Genomic DNA, 20,834 nt, shown 5'->3' on the forward strand with positions numbered 1-20,834 from the left:
GATTTAATAAAAGACTTGGTTGTCCATGATCAACTGACTGATATGTTTTTCAGTTCGCTGGTTTTCTGGTGGCAACGTCATATAGTCGCCATACATCCGTGTTAAAATGTCATCGTAGGCGGTGGGGACATTGACCTGTAAGTATTCAAAGGGAACTTGAATTAAGTTACTGATCTCAGTACCAGAAAGGATTTCCCGATCATAGCTGTACTGAGAAGCTAAATTTTTATAGTAATTAGAATCGGTGTGCTCATATTGGCGCATGATGCTTTCTCGCTGACGTTTTAGCTCGTTTAAGTTTTCCAGCTTATCGGGCCCTGGGTCTGGTTTAAGCCGGCGTAACGGCGTATCGAGAAATCCGTAACCGGCCTTGACAATAATCCGGCTCTCTAGAAGCTTAAAACGAGTGATCTGGCTACGTCTTTGAGCTGGGTCGTCGGGAATCCGGTCGAAAGGAAAGATATCAATAAAAACGCCTTTACGTGCATTATTAGCATTTCCCTTTTCTTCAATATAAGTGTAACGATCCAGTAATTTCATATAGCTAAAGCCATAAGCTTCATCTGAATACGCGGTTTGCAAAAAGTAGTGATCATGGCGTAACTTTGCCGGTGCATACTTAGCAAACTGCTCATAATCGTGCCGGGTCATTCCAATATCCATATCGTCATCCCAGGGAATAAAGCCCTGATGACGAATGGCCCCTAATAGGGATCCGCCAATTAAGAAATAGTTGAGGGATAATGCATTGCAAAGCGAAATGATCTTTGCTAAATTACCCAATTCAACTTGGTGAATTTTTTTAACTAAATTAATATGTTTCACCCCCCCTTATTTTAAATTCAGTTTAATTTTACACTCTTTTGGAAGTTGATTAAACTCAGACGCCCATTAAATTTAGGTATTACTAATGATTTTGTTTATTGAAGATTGAGCATGAATATTAGATTAAAGGGCTGGTAGGTCCGGCAGTGTTACTGACGTATGGTAATTTACTGAGGTTAATGATAAGCTTATTATAATAAGAATTTTATTATGGTTAGGGTGAGAAAAAATGGAACGAGCACAGCTATTAGATGAATATATTGATGTGTACATGAAATCGCTTAAATATTTGGATTCCTTTGTGTCTGAGCCGGCAATGAAGTATCACTTGTCGTTCGAACAGTATTTGATCATGCATGATATTGCGCAGCAGTCGAACGTGACCTTAGCTCGAATCGCTGATAAGAGAGGGGTGACCCGCAGTGCTATTTCGCGGCAGATCAAAGTCTTATTAAAGTTAGACTATATTTACCAGCAGCGAGATGAAGCGGATCACCGGCGGCAGTTTTTACGCTTAACACCACGTGGTCAGCAGATCGAGGCGATATTAGCCAAAGCGGCTGTGAAACGGTTTGGTGGCTGGTTAGATATTTTCGGTGAAGACCGCGCCATGGACCTGCTGGAATTTATTCGTGAGTTTAGCCATGCAGCTAATTTAGAGAATAAATCACAAATGCCATAGGAAAAATATCAATGAAAAAGCACCATTTGGACGGTCAGATTAACGGCGGTTCAAATGGTGCTTATTTGGTTACTGGTCAAAACCAGCGACTACTTCAACGGTATAGTTATCACTTTTACTTAAAAGCTTAGATACCGGACAGCGACGTTCAGCTTGCTGGACAAAGTCGACTGCTAGCGCGTGGGAAATATGGGGGATATGAACGCAAGCGGTCACCAAAAACTCTAAGCCGTCAGTTCCCTTGACCATGCTGACGTGAACGTGAACTTCCGCCAAGTGGGGAAGGCCGTTTTCCTTCTCAATGGCTTCTAGTGTGGCTGACATACAGGTGCTTAGCGATAAGCCCAGCAATTGTTCTGGATTAGTGCCAGGAGCGTCCTTTAACGGATGGCTAACAGCGACAGCCAACCCATTAGGAACGTAGGCAACGCCATTGACACCATCATTATTAATGGCCTCTGTTTCATATTGATGAAGATAATGTTTTGTATCTGCCATTTAAAGTCCTCCTTTGCTTGTTATTTTAGAGGACTGATGAGGAAAGTGCAACGTTGTTCACTTAACTATACCAATTATGATATTTTTAATTAAAAGTTTCTGAGTGACCCTATGCAAATCATTGATTGATTAGTCATGTATCAGCATCCAGCACAATAAATCCTTTATAAAATTAATCTTAGCTTAATAAAATCATGATGTTATAACTAGACCATTCATTAACGATGAGCTATAATAATTGTGATGTTGGAGAGGTTTTGTAAGTCCTGAAGCTTTGGAGGTATCACGATGAATGTGATAAATTTTTCAGGCCACCCCGTGGTGCAAAGAGCCTTGGTAAAGCAATTTGATCAACAAGCTCAAGTGGTTGATGCTGAGACGATGACACGCTTTCGGTCGTTGGTACGAGCCGATACTGAACTGTTTGGGGAACAGCGCAGTACGCGGGAACAAACGGATATTTAATGATGTTGATTGGGACGATTAAAAATAAGCGAGATGACGAATTGTCGTCTCGCTTATTTATTGTCCAAAAGTCACCAATTTAGCGTCTTTACGGCTTGCATGAGTTGCCATCATGCCATTAATCGTGGTTTAATGACAATAAGCTGAGAGAGGGGCGATTCGTTTGTACAAAGTTATGGTAGTTTTACACGATGGTGATGACTACATCCGCATGAATAAGGTCTACTTTGAGACGATGCCGGTTGCTGGTCAATACATCATTCATTCAGATGGTCTGGCCTACGTGGTTGAAGAGGTCACGACTTTTGCTGGTTACGTGAGCAGCAAGGGTGCGACAACGATTCTGGTTGTCCATCAGGCGCCTAGAGAAGCTGCGGTTAACAAATTGTATGGCATTGACATTGAACGTGATCTCGATGACCCTGAATAAAACCATGCTTTAATTTGTAAGTCAGCATTTAAACTAAAATAGCCAGATGGCTCACGCTTTGATATGCGTGGTTACCTGGCTATATGTGGCTACGAGTTAAATTAACCGGTTGGTTTGCAGTGTAACAGCATAGTGATGTGCTTGCAGATAGCTGCGTTCGGCAGGATCAAATGGCTGCAGGTCTTTTTGAGCAATTGGCCGCAGGTGGTCAAAGTCAAAGTGCGGTGTTTTAAAGTCATTCATTGATGCGGTTTTCATGCAGAACACTTCCTTGTTTTAAGTTGTCATTATTATACCAGAAAGGCAGTTAAAAGCTATAAAAAGGATTCATTATTTTGATATTGATACGTATAATATACACATTGATATATCTATATTACCGATATTAAGCTATAAACGACTAGTGTGAGATACTAAATATACATTTAGTTTGAATATTATTTGGGAGTGCTGACCGAGATTTGCTGGGCTGATGGAACTGGTTCATACCGAATAAAAATAGCAGGATGGTGAGTAGCAGAACAAAGAGTTCAACCAAAATCTGTTTCATACGAAAGATCCTTTCCAACGAGGCATATCTGAGCGATGAGCAGTCAATAGCGAATATTGTATGCTAATAATAACACGACTCAACAGGGGATCCTAAACTGTAGGGCCATAATAAAACAGCCTGTCCACTAAGGTAATTAGTGAGCAGGCTGTATTTGGATACTGGAATTAAATCAAGTTTCGAGCGTAAACGTATTGCATCAGTGATCGCGTTTCAGTAAATTCGTCTTCATCATGTAAGACCACCGTGATCAGACGATCGTGACCGGATTTTTGACCAGTCCCAACAAAGCAGTAGCCGGCCAGGTTAGTAAACCCAGTTTTAAGGCCATCCACTTTTAAGGATGAATCATAGTACCGGCGTCCTGGCAATAGGTTGTTGTAGTTATAAAGCAGCTGACCGTCGACACGCATGCTGCCACGGCTGCTGTCAGATAAGACGGATGGGTAGTCAGTGATCAAGTGCTTGGCGATCAAAGCGACGTCTTTTGCTGAGACCATGTTCGCATTGCCACCGCTCATTGAGTAGCCGTAGCCACGCAGCGCAGATTGTTCCATACCATTAGCGGAAACAAATGACGCGTTACCTAAATGCCATTTTTTAGCTTGCGCATTCATCATACCAATAAATTGGTGGTTAGCGGATGGTGTTGAACCACCGGCAACCCACTGGCCAAGAGCGATGGCAGCGTTATTGGAAGATTCAATTAAAGCTGCTTGATAGAGCTGTCTAACGGTATAGGTATTATGGTTAAATTTGAAGCCGCCATAAGTGCTGGAAGCGCCCATTCGTTTCAAGCCGGAGTATGAAGTAGTCACCTTGGAATCCCAGGTCGAACCGGTATTAGTGACTTTTTGTTCAACTAAATAAAGGGTCATCAACTTGGAAATACTAGCGATGGGCCTTGGAGTATTCGCATTCTTAGACCAAACGACTTTATCAGTTTTGGCATTCATCGCAACGGCTGATCGCGCATATTTGAGTGAAAGCGGGGCTTGACCCTTGGTGAGATAACTGTGCCAAACGTAACCGGAAATGGTACCAGCACCGTTTTTAACGGCGTAATAAACGGCTTTAGTAGAACCGTGCTTTAAGGTGACTTGTTTAGTTGCATACCAAGTCGTGTTTGGATAACTGCTCAAATTAGCGAGTTTTTTGGTGTGGCTGATGTTGTAAACAGCCCCCTTGCTTGATGAACGGTGATAGGCTGTTTTAGCCATGTTGGTGCTGCTGGAGACACTGTAGCTGGCGGCAGAGGCTGCAGCCGGTTTGAGTGTCATTAGACTAAATAGACTTAATAGTGCGGCGATTGTCATTAAGACAAGGCGCGTAAAACGATGATCTGTTGTTGATGTCATAATTTCCTCCCTTTTCTTTACTTTCAACTTAGCATGATAGGGGGGCGTCTGACAACGGGGTAACCTGAATTGTAATTAAACTGTGTAGTTGTAGTCATTTGATTGTAATGGTCGTGAAATTAAATGGCGATTAATTTTTTCCTACCTAAATAAGTGTGTTGACAAATGCAGTGAAACTCATTAGTCTGAGTCATAGGCACTAAGTAAGCCCGTCATTGTTTGGCGGGCCTTGATTAGTTTATATAACAAGATTCCTATTTTTCAGGTAAGAAGGGATAACATGTCAAAGCTTCCAACGTATAATTCACAGCAGTGGGAAGAAGCCCGCGACGCTGTGATGCAAGAGTATCAAGACTTTGTTGATAAGTTGCGAGCTCAAGGGGTGGACTACACCATTAAAAACGCGCGTAAGTTGCTCATTTTTCAAGATTTAATTACTGAATGGCAACACCATATGCCAACCGTTATTTCGGATCTGGAAGAAAATACTTTTGCTCTGACGGTTTTTGATGAGCTTAAGAAACATCAAAAGTGTACTTTATTAGAACGTGCCTACAACGATATGTCATCGTGGTCAAACTTTAATCCACTGCCGCTCACACTGTGGCTCGAATTATCAGAAGATGAGACCATTACGGAGTTTTAATCGTTTAAGCTGCAGTCGTTTGGCTTTCTAAGTTGAGGTTAGTATGCTAAACTAGATACTGTAGTTTTATGGGGATGTTAAGGATTCGACAGGTATAGGTTGAGTCCGGACTGCGTTTCGTAGCGAGGTTCTACGTTAAAACCCTCACCTAATTTTTAACTGCAAATAACAGTTCAAAATCTCTTGCATTAGCTGCCTAATAAGCGCTAAGTAAGGATCCGCCTGATCTCGCCCATGGGTCTGATACGGGTCTCAAATTAAGTGGGCTTACGCTTGCGGCTCCCATCTGAAGTCGTCAGAAGAGATCAATCAGGTTAGCTGTTCATGTTTGGCCCTGACAGGCGGCGAATTGATCAGCGAACTTTAAATAGTCTGAATATAAACGTAGAGGTCTGGGTGGCGATATGCTTGGACGCGGGTTCGACTCCCGCCATCTCCACTAAATAAAAACACCATGATTTCCAATTCGTTGGAAGTCATGGTGTTTTTTTAATCACGTCTATAATTAGAGTAGTTGGAAATGCTTGAGGCCATTGATGATACCGTGGTCAATATTAGCAGTAGTGACAAATTCAGCCGCTTCTTTAACGGGCTGTAGACCGTTACCCATAGCCACCGTGTGATCAACAACGTCAAACATTGGCAAATCATTATTACCATCACCGAAGGCATAAGTGGGGATATCCTTAAACTCTGGCCGGGAGAGTAGGGTGCGAATCCCCGCTTTTTTGGAGACGCCAGGGCCAATGACATCAATACTGTACGGTGTTTGTCTAAAGAAGGTCAGTTCGTCCTTAAAGCTATCTCTGTAATCCTGGTCATTTTCATCCGTGGCGATGATCAGCATCATATGCACGGGATAGAGCTGCCAGAAAGTGGGATCAATAATGGGAATGGGACTATTGATGTAGTGATAGACTTTTTTGACGTTATCAATCATCCGGTTGATGCGGTCAGTCTGATTATTCAGGGTTGCGTAAGCATCATCGTGCTTTTTAACCAGCGCAGTCAGCCGCTTAATGACGTCCTTAGGGATTTCGGTAACATCGACTGGTTTGCCACGTAAGACGATATAGGCGCCGTTCGCAGAAACTAAAGTATCAATTTGAGTTTGTTGAATCACATTTTTAATTTCAAAAATGTTGCGGCCGGTTGCGATAACTGGTAAAACATCGTTGGCTTTGAGCTGTGCTACAGCTTTGATCACTTCAGGATCTAATTGGGTTTTATCGTTGAGTAAGGTACCATCTAGGTCAAAAAAGACGATTGCTTTTGTCATGAATCAGTTCACCTTTCCAGTTACTTTGTTATGTTGATTGTAGCACATTCTTATATTAGATTTGTGAAGAATAGTGCACTTCGAGTATAATAAGAACGATACTGATTAAGCACAGAAAGCAGTATGTAAAATGCTGCCATGATAGCCAGAAAAATGGACCAGATAATTGATACGACTAACGATGATAACGGTTACTAAAATGAGGGCAGCCGCGTGAACATTAAAATGAAATATCATCGATTGATGGGGGATTCAAAATGAAAATATTAATGATTGAAGATAATAAATCGGTATCTGAAATGATGCAAATGTTTTTTAAAAAAGAGGGCTGGGACGCTCACTTTGCGTATGACGGTGAGCAGGCAGTTCAGATGTTTAATGAAAGTCCGGATGAGTGGGACATGATCACGCTAGATCTTAATTTGCCCAAGCTGGATGGGATGCAAGTCAGTGCCGAAATCCGTAAGGTCTCACCAACTGTGCCCATTATTATGCTGACGGCGCGTGATTCTGAAAGCGACCAGGTACTGGGCTTAGAAATGGGTGCTGATGATTACGTCACTAAACCCTTTAGTCCGATCACGCTGATTGCACGTATTAAGGCATTAGATCGGCGCGCTAAAATTGGTGGGAAGATCACTGATCACGAGACCGTATCTGCTTCTGCAACCAAGGAAGAGGAAAAATTTGATATTGATACGGGCAAATTTCAGTTGAACAGTAAGACGCGGGAAGCCTATTTGAACGGCAAGCAGATCAATGATTTGACGCCTAAAGAATTTGACCTGTTACGGACATTGGCTCAAAAGCCGCGTCAGGTGTTCTCAAGAGAACAGTTGTTGCAATTGGTTTGGGACTACGAATATTACGGTGATGAACGCACGGTTGACGCCCACATTAAAAAATTACGGCAAAAGATTGAAAAAGTCGGGCCGCAAATTATTCAAACGGTATGGGGGGTTGGCTATAAGTTCGATGATACAGGAGCTGATGAGTCATGAAACTGGTCTACCAGCAATTACTAGCTTTATTATCAATGGTTGCCATTGTATTGGTGTTGCTGGGGCTTTCATTCAGCAGCATGACCAAGCAGTACGTTTATCAAAGTACGTGGACGAGTCTGGAAAAATACGCCAATAGTCTGGTCGAACAATCAGTGCGGGTTTCTTCGAGTAATCCGCAGCACGTTAAGTTTGATTCGGACTCGCTGCTCAACAGTGAGGTATTGCTACGTAATCAGTCCGTGTACTTTACTATTTATAACCGGGATAACACCGCGATTTTTCCCGATAATGTCTATATTCCAAAGATTAAGTCGAGCGACTGGCAAAAACTGCAGCAGGGGAAAATCGTGCAAAAGGTGATGGATCAACAGGCCCATCCGGCTAACGGGCAGGTCGAACCAGCCATGACCGATATTTTGAAACCCTATTTTTACACGGATCAAAATCACCACAAGCATTTAGTGGCAGTTGTCAAAGCCGGGGCCTATGTTTCCAATATCAATTCAAGCATTGCTAAGATCAATTCTAACTTAACTAAGGCGTTACTAACGGCCAGCTTTGTTGCCGTTCTGTTAGCTTTCTTGATTGCTCGCTATCTAACGTTGCGGATCAACCGGCTACGTAAGGCGACTAACCAAGTTGCCAATGGTAATTACGAGGTTCAGGTGCCAAGTAAAAATCGCGATGAAGTGGATGATCTCGCCAATGATTTTAACAATATGGCGCGTTCTTTGCAGGAATCAAAGGAAGAGATTCAACGTCAAGAAGAGCGCCGCAAGGAATTTATGGCGGATGCGGCGCACGAAATGCGCACGCCGCTGACGACCATTAATGGGCTGCTTGAAGGATTGGCCTACGATGCAATTCCCGAAGATAGCAAGGCGCAGAGCATTGATTTAATGAGAAATGAGACAAAACGTCTAATTCGTTTAGTTAATGAGAACCTGGACTACGAAAAAATTCGTAATAACCAGATTAATTTGAATAAACAGCAATTTAACGCAATCGACACGTTGAAACGCTTGGCAGAGCAGCTGGCACAAAAAGCGACGGCTAAAAACGACCAAATTAGCATTCAGGGTGGCGATGACATTGAGGTGTACGCGGACTATGACCGTTTCGTGCAGATCATGTTCAACATTACCCAAAACGCGATTCAATTCACTGAAAATGGTCAAATCACGATTTTGGCGCAACGTGGTTATCACGAAACGATCTTTAAGATCTCGGATACTGGGATCGGCATGACTAAAAAACAGCTCGCAAATATCTGGGAACGGTTCTATAAGGCAGATCCATCACGGACGAATACTAAGTATGGGGAGTCAGGTTTGGGCCTGGCCATCGTTCATCAGCTAGTATTATTGCATAATGGCAAAATCGAAGTGACAAGTAAGCCTGACCAAGGCACAACATTTACCGTTATTTTTCCGACAAAAACGCCCGAATAAAATGAATGTCAATTTAGAAAATGATTAAGAATGAAGGATTTTGTAGATAATCCTTTTTTTTTTGACAAAATTCTAGTACACTAATAAAGATGAAAAGAGAATAAAGCGCTTTCAAAAACGCTTTGGATTATGAAAAGAGAACGGAGTGAATTTCATGGCAATACTTATAGCTTTGATTCCCGCAATTTGTTGGGGGAGTATTGGATTAATTAGTGGTAAGCTGGGTGGTACTTCATACCAGCAGACCCTTGGAATGACGGTTGGGGCCTTACTTTTTGGGATTTTTAGTGTGTTTTATTTCCACCCGCATTTGACAAGTTTTGTTTGGTTAATCGGGATTGCTTCTGGGTTATTTTGGGCCGTTGGTCAATTCCAGCAATTTCAGTCGATGAAGGCCATCGGTATTTCGGTCACCGTACCCGTTTCAACTGGGATGCAATTAGTATGTACAACGTTGGCAGGTGTCCTTTTGTTCCATGAATGGACAACTACCAAAATGTTAGTTTTGGGAACCACAGCCATGATTGTTTTAATTATTGGGATCGTGTTCACTTCGCTACGAGACCGCGCCAACGTTTCTAGAGAAGGGTTCAATGCTGGCGCTGGTGCTCGTGCGCTGATCTTCTCCACAATTGGATACACGTTATACACGGTCATTGTTAACTCATCCGGTGTAGACTCCAAAGCAGTTTTCCTGCCGCAATCAGTTGGTATGGTAATTGGGGCCTTGCTCTTTGCCGCCCGCAACAAGCCATTTGGGAAACCAATGGTTAAAAACATTGGGACTGGTTTAGTTTGGGGTGTTGGTAACTTCTTCATGTTTATGTCAATTCCAGCTGTTGGGTTAGCCATCAGTTACTCATTGGCACAAAGCGGGATCATCATCTCAACCTTTGGTAGCATCTTGCTCTTAGGCGAGAAAAAGACCGGTCGCGAAATGGTGTACATTACGATTGGTTCGATCTTAGTTATCGTCGGCAGTGTCATTTTAGGAATGTTGAAATAGTAAAATTTCAGTCAGGTTTCGGCATAGTCCATTTATTTTTACTGCTAAATAGTTTATAATAGAGTCATCAAAATAAAAGTGAGGTACAGTTAGATGGCACACATTTCGTTTGATGTTTCAAAGCTCGATAAGTTTGTTCACGATAATGAACTTGGAGAAATGCAGGCGTTAGTTAACGCAGCGGATGAAGAACTCAGAACGGGTTCCGGCGCTGGCAGTGACTTTAGAGATTGGTTAACGTTGCCTAAGGACTACGACAAAGAAGAATTTGCGCGGATCAAGGCAGCTGCCAAGAAGATTCAATCAGATTCTAAAGTCTTAGTGGTTATTGGTATTGGCGGTTCATACTTAGGTGCCAAAATGGCAACTGATTTTCTGCATGAAACGTTCTATAACTACTTGCCAGATGACCAACGTGAAAATCCGCAGATCTTATTTGCCGGTAATTCACTGAGCCCATCGTACGTGCATGACTTAATTAAAGTGATTGGTGACCGTGACTTTTCAGTGAACGTTATTTCTAAATCAGGAACAACCACTGAACCGTCAATTGCCTTCCGAATCTTTAAGGAATTGTTAGTTAAGAAGTATGGTGCAGATGGTGCTAAATCCCGGATTTACGCCACAACTGACAAGAAGCGCGGTGCTTTGAAGCAGGAAGCGGATGCTGCTGGATACGAAACCTTTGTTATTCCTGATGGCGTTGGTGGCCGTTACTCAGTCTTGACTGCTGTTGGTTTGTTACCAATTGCTGCTTCTGGCGCAGATATCGATCAATTAATGACCGGTGCTGCCGATGCGATGGATGCCTATACTGATCCTGATCTGACCAAGAACGAAGCTTATCAGTACGCTGCTTACCGGAACATTTTATACCGGAAGGGCTTCACAACTGAACTCTTGGAAAACTACGAACCTAATATGCAGTACTTCGCCGAATGGTGGAAGCAATTAATGGGTGAATCAGAAGGGAAGAATGAAAAGGGAATTTATCCTTCATCAGCTAACTTCTCCACTGATTTGCATTCATTGGGTCAATACATTCAAGAAGGCCTCCGTAACTTAATGGAAACCGTTGTCTTCATTGACAAGCCAAACCATGATATTGATATTCCTAAGTCAGCTGAAAATCTTGATGGCTTGAAGTATCTTGAAGGCGAAACGATGCACTTTGCTAATACCAAGGCCTTTCAAGGTGTCACGTTAGCTCATACCGATGGGAATGTACCGAACATGGATATCCATATTCCTGATCAGTCAGCTTATACGTTAGGCTACTTGATCTACTTCTTTGAAGTTGCAGTTGCTATTTCAGGTTACTTAAACGGAATCAATCCATTCAACCAACCTGGTGTGGAAGCTTACAAGACCAACATGTTTGCTTTACTTGGCAAGCCTGGCTACGAAGAATTAGGTAAGAAGCTTAACAAGCGTCTTTAATTCAACGTTGATAATTAAGCATTAAAAAAATAAGTACGCTTCGAAAAGCAAAAACCGTCTTTGCGGTTAACGAAATGGGTAGTATCACCATTTTCAATGCTTTTCGGGGCGTACTTTTATTTAGATGAGATTAGATCCATAAAAAAAGCCCTTAAACACTGACATAACAGCATTTAAGAGCTTACTCATTCTACCAGATTGTTTCAAAATCACCCGCACGGGGATCGAACCCGTAACTCCGCCTTGAGAGGGCGATGTCTTAACCAATTTGACCAGCGGGCAATGGTTATGAATCTGACCTATTTAAATGGCTTAACACAATATACTAATTTACACGATTTCACGTTAAAAGTCAATATATCTGATTGAATATTCGTTAGTCTGCGTTAATCATGCATTTTCTCCGTAATTTTTCCAATTCTTATTGACAATATTTTTAAAAACCGTTAAACTATTATCTTGTCAGATACTTATTGGGTATTCGCCAAATGGTAAGGCAACGGACTCTGAATCCGTAAGTTACTGGTTCGAGCCCAGTATACCCAATCTTATTCATTCCGTTATTGTTGGTTTTAATTAATCAATGATAGCGGTTTTTTGTTTTCTAGATAGTAAAATTGAATTGGTTGAATGCCAGCCCATTTTGGAAATAGTCAATGAACCAATGATTAGTTAATTTTTTATGTTTTTTAGCTCGTGAATGACGATTTCTACTGATAATTTGCTAGTATAGTTTAAATAGCTTTTTGGTAAATGGAGGTTTTTTTGTGGTTTTTACTTGGGGCATTATTATTATTTTAGCGCTCGGTTTGATTTCAGGGTATCGCAGAGGCTTCGTGTCCGTTTTAATGTCGCTGATTGCTTACATTGTCGCGTGGATCGTTGCCGCTATCTTTAGTCAGACGCTGGCACAGTTTCTGTTCCACACGTTTACCTCTGTTAATACAGCAGTGCCGATGCCAAGAATGCTGTCAGGAATCGTGTTCACGGTGCTGTTTGGTCTTACGTATTCAGTGGTTCGCCATTTGGGTCGGGATTTGAATCTAATTACCCGACTACCAGTAATTCATACCGTTAATGCCTTAGCTGGAGCTGCCATCAACTTTATCGTACGATACCTGTTACTATTTTTAGTTTTGAACATTTTGCTGCTGTTTCCTAACCAATGGATTCAGACGCAGTATCAGACCTCACCAGTCGCGCAAAAGATTGTTAAACAAACACCGGTGATGTCAAAAGAGCTGATCAGATCTTGGCAACAGCATAATAATTAAATGATTTATCGAGAAAGGAAGAATGTCAAATGATGACAATGATCGTGTTAGGCCTCATTATCTTTTTTGGTTTACGAATTTTCCTCGGGCTTTTCGGATGGCTTTTTCGTATTTTGGGAATCCTGATTGTCGGTGGCCTGATCGTTGCTTTTGCGTCTTCTTTTATTGGCATTTTTGCGATTGTGGTCGTGGTACTGCTGGGAAGTTGGCTGTTCGGCGCTTTCTCAAATAATTAATGAAATTACAAAATCCCATGATTAGCCGTTTGCGACTGATCATGGGATTTTTTGTATGGCGCTATTCAAAAGAAAGGTCTAACAGGTACAGATTTTGCTGTTTTAAATGACTGGTGGTGACCCAGACTTCACGGTAATCAGGTTTAGATTGGGTGGTCAGCTCATAGAAATGATTGAGCAGATCGCCATATTCACCAACGAAGGAGTCCGCTAGTAAGTTCACGCTTAAGCGGTCACTAGGAAAATAAATTTCAGGATTAGAGACCTTTACACTGTCAGGAATACCGACCGTGACAGAATTAGCGTACTCCCGTGGCTTAAAAATCACCCGGTCTGGATGTCGCTGGACAAAGGTAAGGACGTTATAGATTGAATCAGAATTACTTGCCAAGGAACATTAACCTCTTTCCTTTTTCATGCATTAACGTGTATTGACATTGTAGCAGATGAGGCTTACTTGTCGCAAGACTTAGGGAGCGGTGGCGAGTGAGAGACGCTTGACACCCCTGCGGAATCAGCATACAATCTATTAAAAATCAATGAAAGCTACTACGGTTTTCTAATGTAAATATCTGATAAGGAGTGGTTCAATTGACAAAAGCACCAGCACCTTCTGAAATTGATTGGCAAAACTTAGGCTTTAATTATATGGATTTACCCTATCGTTTCTTAGCCCACTACAAAGATGGCCAATGGGACGATGGTCAGCTGACTGAGGATGCCACGTTACATATCAGTGAGGGGTCAACCGCACTGCATTATGGTCAGGCTGATTTTGAAGGTCTGAAAGCTTACCGGACTAAAAACGGCGACATTCAATTGTTCCGCCCAGACCGGAATGCTGCCCGGATGCAAAAGAGCTGTGAACGGTTATTAATGCCGCCATTTCCCACCGATAAATTTTTGGCAGCCGTTAAGTCAGTTGTTAAATCCAACGCCGACTATGTCCCACCGTATGGCACTGGCGGCACCCTTTATTTGCGGCCGTTGATGATTGGGGTTGGTGAAAACATTGGGGTTCATCCCGCACCAGAATACCTATTTACGATCTTTGCCATGCCCGTTGGTGCTTATTATAAGGGTGGCGTGAAGCCCACCAACTTTACGACGTCGTATTACGACCGGGCAGCGCCTCACGGTACCGGTCAGAGTAAGGTCGGCGGTAACTACGGCGGCAGTTTACTGCCCGGTAGCGAAGCTCATAAGGCCGGCTATTCAGATGTGATTTATCTTGATCCAGCAACCCATACCAAGATTGAAGAAGCTGGGTCAGCAAACTTCTTTGGTGTCACTAAGAACAACGAGTTTGTAACGCCGAAGTCCAATTCGATTCTACCAAGTATTACTAAGTATTCGTTACTGTACCTAGCAGAACACAACCTGGGGATGAAAGCCATCGAGGGCGACGTCTTTATTAACGATCTCGACCGCTTTGTTGAAGCTGGTGCGATGGGGACTGCCGCGGTGATTGCGCCGATTGGCGGTATCGAATATCAAGATCAGCTGCACGTCTTCTACAGTGAAACTGAGGTTGGCCCCGTGACGCAGAAACTGTATGACACGTTGACCGGGATTCAATTTGGTGACGTTAAAGCACCTGAAGGTTGGATTCAAAAAGTCGAAGTTTAAGTTTAGAAATTTAACAGATTGGTAAAGATAAGGCCAGTTAGCTCTCTGAGACTTGGGGAAGCTGCTGGCCTTATGCTATTCTAGGGAAAAAGAACGTAAGGGAGTTTTGAAGTCATGTATGAAAAAACGGTTGCAGCAATCACAGATCTCGTGAACGATGGCACGGTACCGGGCGTGAGCTATGCCTTTATTGATGGTTCTCAGGTCCGTAGAGGCTTGTATGGAGCGGAAGCCTTACTGCCTAGCTACGAGCCGTTAAAAGCCAATCAGCTCTACGATGTGGCCTCTCTAACGAAGGTGGTCGGCACCGTTAACGTCATTATGCAGTTGATCACTGCAGGTAAGCTGGCACTGACTGATCGCGTTTGCGATTATCTGCCGCAGTGGCAGGATAATCGGGTTACCGTTCGGCATTTGATCACCCATACTTCGGGGATCACCGGCTACATTCCCCACCGTAATAAACTTACGGCGGTGGAGTTACACACGGCGCTGCTGGGACTGCACGTGGGTGAGAACTTTGAACGCAAAATGGTGTATTCCGACATCAACTTTATTTTTCTGGGCTGGATTGCAGAGACCATTTTAGGAAAGCCGATTCAAACCCTCATTACCGAAATGGTCTTGCAGCCGTTAGGGATGAATGAGAGTACCTTTCAACCAACTGATTCAACGCGTTGCGTGCCCACCGAATGGTCAGCGACCCGTGGCCTGATTCGCGGTGCCGTTCATGATCCGAAAGCGTTTGTTTTAAAGGCTCACTGCGGTTCGGCCGGGTTATTTAGCACGTTAAATGATCTGGTAACCTTTGAACAGGCAATGTTGTCGGACAGCGACCTGCCCATGACGCAGCAGCAAAAGGCCACGTTATTAGCTGATCAAACACCGCTGCATCATCAAGGGCGGTCGTTTGGCTGGGCTTTGCTGCAGGTGAAGGGGCCAACGCCGCACCTGTGCATCTGGCACAGCGGCTACACGGGGACTTGTTTAGTGCTGGATCTGCAAACCCAGCAGGGAATGGTCTTTTTATCTAACCGAGTGCATCCCACAGCACCTAACGAAGCGTTTTTAGCCCGGAGAAACGCGATCATTGACGTTTATTTGGCTGAGAAGGCGAGTTACGTGTCAGCTGAAGTTAAAGCAGATTAACCAATGGCAATAAAAAACATCCTGTCTTATCAGCTATGATGACTGATAGGACAGGATGCTTTTAGTTTCTTAGTATTGATTAAAAAGTTGCTGGAACCGGTAGCGCTTCTTGTTCAGCAAAATCAGCATCGGGATAGCTGCGTTTGAGAGCAGCGACCAATAACCGTTTAGCTAAATTACCGTTGCGGGTCAAAATTGGGCCGTGGAAGTAAGAGCAGTAGACGTTCTTATAGATTGCACCTTCAGTGCCATCTTCGCCGTTGTTACCCTTACCTTGTACCACGTTACCCAGCGGACTTTCACCCTTACCTAAGAAGGTTCGGCCCTGGTGGTTTTCAAACCCATGATAAGTTTCACCGTTATCGGCATTTTTGATTACAATGTCACCGATAAACCGGTGATTATCCTGTGACAGGGTGTAGTGGTCAAGGGCGCCGATACCAGGGATCTTATCGCCCTTGGCATCCACGTAGTAGTGGCCTAAAAGCTGAAAACCACCGCAAATGGCAAGGACTGGACCACCATCTTCAATAAAGTCGGTGAGTTCTTTTTTCTTGGTTTGAATATCTTTTGAGACGATGACTTGTTCAAAGTCTTGACCACCGCCAAAGAAAGCCAGGTCATAATCGGCAGCTTTGAAGTCTTGGTCCAGACTAACCACCTTGACGTTTAACTTAACGTCCATCTGTTTAGCGTAGTAGTTCAATGCGAGGATGTTACCAACGTCCCCGTAAGTATTCATCAGGTCGCCATAAAGGTGAGCCACGTTTAATTCGTAGGTCATGCGCCCATTCCCTCCTTGATATAGCCCTGATCGGCTAATAATTTACGTAATTGTAACACAGCCGTGTAGGTTGCCAAAACATAAACGTGCTCGGTTGGCAAAGTCTTAATCTTTTCGACGACATCTTTGAGTTCTGGCACCACCGCGTGCTTATCATCTGGGACACCAGCGACTTTTAAACGGAAGGTGATGTCTTTATAGCGTTCACCACCGGTAATGTAGGCCGGAATGTTTAACGCTGGCAGTTTTTCAAAGTTACCGTCCCAGATCCAGCTGGTATCGATCCCATCCGCGTAGTTGGCGTTAAGCAGCCCCACAAATGAAAACGGCTTGCTGTCGGTAGCAATCATATCGAGGACCTGGTTTAAGCCAACCGGGTTCTTGACTAAGATCAAGGTGACCTGTTTACCATCTAGGTTGATCACTTCTTGGCGGCCAAAGACCTTCTTATCTTCGCTAAAGGCCGTGTCAATCTGTTCTGGTGTGACGCCTAGAAAACGACCAACGGCATAGGCAGCCAGAGCGTTATAGATGTTATACAGCCCACCAATTTCAATCTTCATGGTGTGGCCGTCAACTTCAAATTCTGAGCTAGTAGGGGTCAGGTTAGAGATCTGGGTAATCGCGTATTTTAATTCTGGACGTTCAAAGCCGCAGTTGGGGCAGAAGTACTTCCCTAGATTGCTATAAGTGAGGTAGCGGTAGTGCAAAATATGCTGACAGTTAGGACATAAAACGCCATCGGTATTTGGTTTAGCTTTAATATCTTTTTCGTCTTGCTGTTTGAATCCGTAATAAATGATCGGGTTCGGCAGGTTCTTGGAATGAAAAATCGGCGCGTCACCGTTAGCGATAATGGTGGCTTCCGGTGCCAGTGCCACCCCGTCAATAATTTTTTGATAGGTGGTGTAGATCTCACCGTAACGGTCCATTTGATCCCGGAAGATATTGGTGAAGACGAAAGCCTTTGGTTTGATATACTGGGTTACTTTGATAACGTTGGCTTCATCGACTTCCAGCACGGCAATCGGCCGGTCACCCTTCACTTTGGGTGCCCGCAGGAAAGTGGTCACGATGCCTTGCTCCATGTTGGAACCGGTGGGGTTGGTTAAAATGTGACTGTATTTTTGGTTCAAAACGCGCACGGTCAGCGCAGTCGTCAAGGTTTTACCATTGGTACCGGTAATGACGATGACGTCGTAGTTTTGTCCCAGATGTTTTAAGATCTCTGGGTCGATTTTAGTTGTGATTTTGCCAGGCAGTGAACTGCCGCCCTTCATAAACGTGTGCAGAAACCAGTATGAGGATCTGCCAGCGAAGGTAGCTACGGTACTTCGTAAAGTCATTATTTTTTCTCCTTGTCCTGCTGCACCCAATTCAGTAACAGCCGAAACGATTTATTTCGATTTAACTAAGCATATATTTTACCATGTTTCGCCTAAATAAGCGGTGAACTAGGGCTGATTTAATCAAAAAAGCGATTTCACTGGTGAATATCGTTGCCGGAGGGTGAATTTTAACGCCAAATCCGCTATAATAGATGAGAAATTTGCGAAGAGTGGGGAATGAGACCTTTGGCACAATTATTTTTTAAGTACGGGGCAATGAACAGCGGTAAAACCATTGAAATTTTGAAAGTGGCTCATAATTATGAGGAGCAAAATAAGCCGGTGATCATTATGACCAGCGGTAGAGACAGCCGTGACGGTGTCGGCATGGTTGCCAGCCGAATCGGGCTGAAACGCAAAGCCGTTCCAATCTTTCATGATGACGACATTTTTGAAATGGTCAAGAAGATCAACGCCAAAGCCAATTGTGTGCTGATCGACGAAGCTCAATTTTTGACTAAGGCACACGTGTTTGAATTAGCCAAGATCGTGGATGAACTGAAGATCCCCGTGATGGCATTTGGCCTGAAAAACGACTTTAAAAACGAGCTGTTTGAAGGGTCGAAATACCTCTTGTTATATGCTGACAAGCTTGAAGAAATGAAGACCATTTGCTGGTTTTGTGCTAAAAAGGCCACGATGAACTTACGCTTTCACGATAATAAACCGGTTTACGAAGGCGAGCAGATTCAGATTGGCGGCAACGAGTCATATTATCCCGTCTGCAGAAAACACTACTATAATCCACCAATGGATATGCTAGGCGAAGAATAGGAGAGTTATATAAAAATGGACGAAATGTTCGATAGATTACAAGCACTGGTCGACCGTTATGATGAACTTAACGAACTGATCAGTGATCCAGAAATTATTGCGGATACGCAACGCTTCATGAAATTATCTAAAGAAGAAGGCGAGCTTAGAGATACTGTCGAAGCTTACCGTAAGTACCAAAAAGTCACTGGTCAGATCGATGAAGATAATGAAATGCTTCACGAAAAACTGGACGATGACATGAGCAGCATGGTTAAAGACGAACTCAAAGAATTAGAAGATAAAAAAGCTAAGCTCGAAGAACAGATTCGGATCCTGCTGTTACCTAAGGATCCTAACGATGACAAGAACATCGTCATGGAAATCCACGGGGCTGCCGGTGGTGATGAAGCCAGTTTATTTGCGGCTGACCTGTTTGATATGTATTCCCGCTACGCTGAAAAGCAGGGCTGGAAGGTGGAAGTCGTTGATAAGAATGCGACCGAAGTTGGTGGTTTCAAGGAAATCGTTTTACTGATCAGCGGCGATAAGGTTTATTCCAAGCTGAAGTATGAATCTGGTGCCCACCGTGTTCAACGGGTGCCCGTAACTGAATCCGCTGGCCGGCTGCACACGTCCACTGCCACTGTGGGAGTCATGCCAGAAGCCGAAGATGTCGATATTGATATCGATCCCAAAGATATTCGGACCGATGTTTACCGGTCATCAGGGGCTGGTGGTCAACATATTAACAAGACCAGTTCGGCGGTGCGGATGACCCACTTGCCAACCGGGATCGTGGTTGCCATGCAAGATGAACGTTCGCAGCAGCAAAACCGGGCGAAAGCCATGAAAATCTTGCGGGCACGGGTCTACAACTACTACCACGAACAAGAAGAAAATGCTTACGATGAAAAGCGGAAGTCAGCCGTGGGTACTGGGGACCGTTCAGAACGAATTCGAACCTATAACTACCCGCAAAACCGGGTCACTGATCACCGTATTGGACTGACCTTAAACAAACTGGATAAGATTATGAATGGCGATTTGGATGACATCATCGCAGCTTTGATCATGTACGACCAAACGCAAAAGATGGAGCAGCTGAACCATGGCTAATCGCACCTACTATGAAGCCCTCAAATGGGCTTCTTTGTTTGTTCAGAAAAACCAGTTAGATGAATCGGCGGCAACGTATTTACTACAGGAACTCAGCCAGTTGGATCAGACTCATCTACTGATTAAATACCGCCAGCCCATGCCAGCTCAACTGGATAAGCAGTACGTGACCGCAATCAAGCAATACGTAAACGGGGTCCCACCACAGTACATTATTGGTACCGCGCCATTTTATGGTGAGCGCTTCGTGGTCAATGAAAACGTTCTGATTCCGCGGCAGGAGACCGAAGAGTTAGTTGAGTGGATTCTGTCGGCCAATCCGCAGACAGCTCTGTCGGTGCTGGATGTCGGTACAGGTAGCGGGGCAATCGGTCTCACGTTGAAAAAACAGCGGCCCAACTGGCAGGTAGTCCTCTCTGATCTGTCTGGGGGAGCGTTAAAGGTCGCTCAAGAAAATGCTGAGCGCTTAAACACCCCAGTAAAGACGGTTCAAGGCGACCTGCTAGAACCGCTGGCTGGTAGGCAGTTTGACGTGATCGTCAGCAATCCGCCCTACATTTCACGCAGCGAAGTGGCAGAAATGGATGCGGATGTGTTAAAGAGCGAACCTAACATGGCCCTGTTTGCCGACCATGACGGTCTGGCCATTTATGAACGCTTAGCCGATCAATTGAAGCAAGGCGTTGCCAGTGCCAAACAGGTCTTCTTGGAAATTGGCTTTCAGCAGGGTCAAACCGTTAGCCAAATCTTCAAGACCCGCTTTCCGGCTGCAGCGGTTACCGTACGGCAGGATATTGCCGGTCATGACCGGATGGTGCGAATCAGCTTTAATTAAACGCAGTCTTCTTTAATGAGAATAGGAGCAAAA

Annotated in this window: 23 protein-coding genes, 2 tRNA genes and 1 other RNA gene; 17 read left to right on the forward strand and 9 right to left on the reverse strand. The window is 43.8% G+C overall.

The features are described 5' to 3' along the window. Positions 1 to 3 precede the first annotated feature (3 nt). On the reverse strand, positions 4 to 816 hold the full coding sequence (locus tag FFM73_RS01010; protein WP_137629975.1) for a LicD family protein: 813 nt from the start codon (positions 814 to 816) through the stop codon (positions 4 to 6). Positions 817 to 1,054: 238 nt separating this feature from the next. On the opposite strand from FFM73_RS01010, the gene FFM73_RS01015 reads away from it, so the two are divergent. Continuing rightward, positions 1,055 to 1,507: a MarR family winged helix-turn-helix transcriptional regulator gene (locus FFM73_RS01015; protein ID WP_137629934.1), complete on the forward strand. Its 453-nt coding sequence runs from the start codon at positions 1,055 to 1,057 to the stop codon at positions 1,505 to 1,507. Positions 1,508 to 1,576: 69 nt separating this feature from the next. On the opposite strand, the gene FFM73_RS01020 is transcribed toward FFM73_RS01015, so the two are convergent. After that, positions 1,577 to 2,005, reverse strand: a complete 429-nt coding sequence (locus FFM73_RS01020) for an OsmC family protein (protein WP_137629935.1) — start codon at positions 2,003 to 2,005, stop codon at positions 1,577 to 1,579. Between the two features lie 288 nt (positions 2,006 to 2,293). On the opposite strand from FFM73_RS01020, the gene FFM73_RS12680 reads away from it, so the two are divergent. Beyond that, positions 2,294 to 2,470 (forward strand): hypothetical protein, encoded by a 177-nt coding sequence (locus FFM73_RS12680; protein ID WP_171001145.1) that lies wholly within the window; start codon positions 2,294 to 2,296, stop codon positions 2,468 to 2,470. 163 nt (positions 2,471 to 2,633) lie between these two features. After that, positions 2,634 to 2,900 (forward strand): hypothetical protein, encoded by a 267-nt coding sequence (locus FFM73_RS01025; RefSeq protein ID WP_054654113.1) that lies wholly within the window; start codon positions 2,634 to 2,636, stop codon positions 2,898 to 2,900. Positions 2,901 to 2,996: 96 nt separating this feature from the next. Here the strand turns inward: FFM73_RS01025 and FFM73_RS12685 are convergent, their stop codons facing one another. Together FFM73_RS12685 and FFM73_RS01030 are read right to left on the reverse strand one after the other, a co-directional pair. Then, a complete protein-coding gene (locus FFM73_RS12685; protein ID WP_171001146.1) occupies positions 2,997 to 3,158 on the reverse strand; it encodes a hypothetical protein in 162 nt (53 codons plus the stop codon). Between the two features lie 459 nt (positions 3,159 to 3,617). Beyond that, positions 3,618 to 4,730 (reverse strand): serine hydrolase, encoded by a 1,113-nt coding sequence (locus tag FFM73_RS01030; RefSeq protein WP_373278613.1) that lies wholly within the window; start codon positions 4,728 to 4,730, stop codon positions 3,618 to 3,620. A gap of 358 nt (positions 4,731 to 5,088) precedes the next feature. Here FFM73_RS01030 and FFM73_RS01035 point away from each other — a divergent pair, with 358 nt between their 5' ends. Both FFM73_RS01035 and ssrA read left to right on the forward strand, forming a co-directional pair. After that, positions 5,089 to 5,454, forward strand: a complete 366-nt coding sequence (locus FFM73_RS01035) for a hypothetical protein (RefSeq protein WP_137629937.1) — start codon at positions 5,089 to 5,091, stop codon at positions 5,452 to 5,454. A gap of 70 nt (positions 5,455 to 5,524) precedes the next feature. Further along, positions 5,525 to 5,896: a transfer-messenger RNA gene (ssrA, locus tag FFM73_RS01040) on the forward strand. Positions 5,897 to 5,959: 63 nt separating this feature from the next. Here ssrA and FFM73_RS01045 read toward each other — a convergent pair. Further along, positions 5,960 to 6,733: a Cof-type HAD-IIB family hydrolase gene (locus FFM73_RS01045; protein ID WP_137629938.1), complete on the reverse strand. Its 774-nt coding sequence runs from the start codon at positions 6,731 to 6,733 to the stop codon at positions 5,960 to 5,962. A 257-nt stretch (positions 6,734 to 6,990) separates the two neighbouring features. Between FFM73_RS01045 and FFM73_RS01050 the strand changes: the two genes are divergently transcribed. The 4 genes from FFM73_RS01050 (at position 6,991) to FFM73_RS01065 (ending at position 11,634) form a co-directional block, all read left to right on the forward strand. Next, complete coding sequence (locus FFM73_RS01050; protein WP_137629939.1) at positions 6,991 to 7,734, forward strand: winged helix-turn-helix domain-containing protein; 744 nt, start codon at positions 6,991 to 6,993, stop codon at positions 7,732 to 7,734. Continuing rightward, positions 7,731 to 9,188 carry an ATP-binding protein gene (locus tag FFM73_RS01055; RefSeq protein WP_137629940.1) on the forward strand — a complete coding sequence of 486 codons (1,458 nt, stop codon included), beginning with the start codon at positions 7,731 to 7,733 and terminating at the stop codon, positions 9,186 to 9,188. Before FFM73_RS01050 ends, FFM73_RS01055 begins: the two co-directional genes overlap by 4 nt. 154 nt (positions 9,189 to 9,342) lie before the next feature. Further along, positions 9,343 to 10,194, forward strand: coding sequence for a GRP family sugar transporter (locus FFM73_RS01060; RefSeq protein ID WP_137629941.1), 852 nt, complete (start codon positions 9,343 to 9,345; stop codon positions 10,192 to 10,194). A 93-nt stretch (positions 10,195 to 10,287) separates the two neighbouring features. Next, positions 10,288 to 11,634, forward strand: a complete 1,347-nt coding sequence (locus FFM73_RS01065) for a glucose-6-phosphate isomerase (RefSeq protein WP_137629942.1) — start codon at positions 10,288 to 10,290, stop codon at positions 11,632 to 11,634. Between the two features lie 209 nt (positions 11,635 to 11,843). On the opposite strand, the gene FFM73_RS01070 is transcribed toward FFM73_RS01065, so the two are convergent. Then, positions 11,844 to 11,916, reverse strand: a tRNA-Glu gene (locus FFM73_RS01070). Positions 11,917 to 12,108: 192 nt separating this feature from the next. Here FFM73_RS01070 and FFM73_RS01075 point away from each other — a divergent pair. From FFM73_RS01075 to FFM73_RS01085, 3 genes are all read left to right on the forward strand, one after another. Further along, positions 12,109 to 12,180 (forward strand) — tRNA-Gln (locus FFM73_RS01075). Between the two features lie 221 nt (positions 12,181 to 12,401). Then, a complete protein-coding gene (locus FFM73_RS01080) occupies positions 12,402 to 12,908 on the forward strand; it encodes a CvpA family protein (RefSeq protein WP_171001147.1) in 507 nt (168 codons plus the stop codon). A 29-nt stretch (positions 12,909 to 12,937) separates the two neighbouring features. Beyond that, positions 12,938 to 13,144 carry a hypothetical protein gene (locus FFM73_RS01085; RefSeq protein WP_137629944.1) on the forward strand — a complete coding sequence of 69 codons (207 nt, stop codon included), beginning with the start codon at positions 12,938 to 12,940 and terminating at the stop codon, positions 13,142 to 13,144. A 61-nt stretch (positions 13,145 to 13,205) separates the two neighbouring features. Here FFM73_RS01085 and FFM73_RS01090 read toward each other — a convergent pair whose 3' ends face one another. Continuing rightward, positions 13,206 to 13,535: a hypothetical protein gene (locus FFM73_RS01090; protein WP_054654096.1), complete on the reverse strand. Its 330-nt coding sequence runs from the start codon at positions 13,533 to 13,535 to the stop codon at positions 13,206 to 13,208. A 200-nt stretch (positions 13,536 to 13,735) separates the two neighbouring features. Between FFM73_RS01090 and FFM73_RS01095 the strand changes: the two genes are divergently transcribed. Together FFM73_RS01095 and FFM73_RS01100 are read left to right on the forward strand one after the other, a co-directional pair. Then, complete coding sequence (locus FFM73_RS01095) at positions 13,736 to 14,773, forward strand: branched-chain amino acid aminotransferase (protein WP_137629945.1); 1,038 nt, start codon at positions 13,736 to 13,738, stop codon at positions 14,771 to 14,773. 114 nt (positions 14,774 to 14,887) lie between these two features. Beyond that, positions 14,888 to 15,922, forward strand: a complete 1,035-nt coding sequence (locus FFM73_RS01100) for a serine hydrolase domain-containing protein (RefSeq protein WP_137629946.1) — start codon at positions 14,888 to 14,890, stop codon at positions 15,920 to 15,922. A 79-nt stretch (positions 15,923 to 16,001) separates the two neighbouring features. Here the strand turns inward: FFM73_RS01100 and FFM73_RS01105 are convergent, their stop codons facing one another. Beyond that, positions 16,002 to 16,706, reverse strand: coding sequence for a type 1 glutamine amidotransferase (locus FFM73_RS01105; protein ID WP_137629947.1), 705 nt, complete (start codon positions 16,704 to 16,706; stop codon positions 16,002 to 16,004). Beyond that, a complete protein-coding gene (locus tag FFM73_RS01110) occupies positions 16,703 to 18,052 on the reverse strand; it encodes a Mur ligase family protein (protein WP_137629948.1) in 1,350 nt (449 codons plus the stop codon). The genes FFM73_RS01105 and FFM73_RS01110 overlap by 4 nt, the downstream gene beginning before the upstream one ends. A 228-nt stretch (positions 18,053 to 18,280) precedes the next feature. Between FFM73_RS01110 and FFM73_RS01115 the strand changes: the two genes are divergently transcribed. The 3 genes from FFM73_RS01115 to prmC are packed head-to-tail and all read left to right on the forward strand — an operon-like array spanning position 18,281 to position 20,801. Continuing rightward, complete coding sequence (locus FFM73_RS01115) at positions 18,281 to 18,868, forward strand: thymidine kinase (RefSeq protein WP_137629949.1); 588 nt, start codon at positions 18,281 to 18,283, stop codon at positions 18,866 to 18,868. 15 nt (positions 18,869 to 18,883) lie between these two features. Further along, positions 18,884 to 19,966, forward strand: a complete 1,083-nt coding sequence (prfA, locus tag FFM73_RS01120) for a peptide chain release factor 1 (protein ID WP_089136525.1) — start codon at positions 18,884 to 18,886, stop codon at positions 19,964 to 19,966. Next, positions 19,959 to 20,801, forward strand: a complete 843-nt coding sequence (gene prmC, locus FFM73_RS01125; RefSeq protein ID WP_137629950.1) for a peptide chain release factor N(5)-glutamine methyltransferase — start codon at positions 19,959 to 19,961, stop codon at positions 20,799 to 20,801. Before prfA ends, prmC begins: the two co-directional genes overlap by 8 nt. Positions 20,802 to 20,834 lie beyond the last annotated feature (33 nt).

The organism is Secundilactobacillus hailunensis (genome assembly GCF_005405185.1).
Classification (GTDB): domain Bacteria; phylum Bacillota; class Bacilli; order Lactobacillales; family Lactobacillaceae; genus Secundilactobacillus; species Secundilactobacillus hailunensis.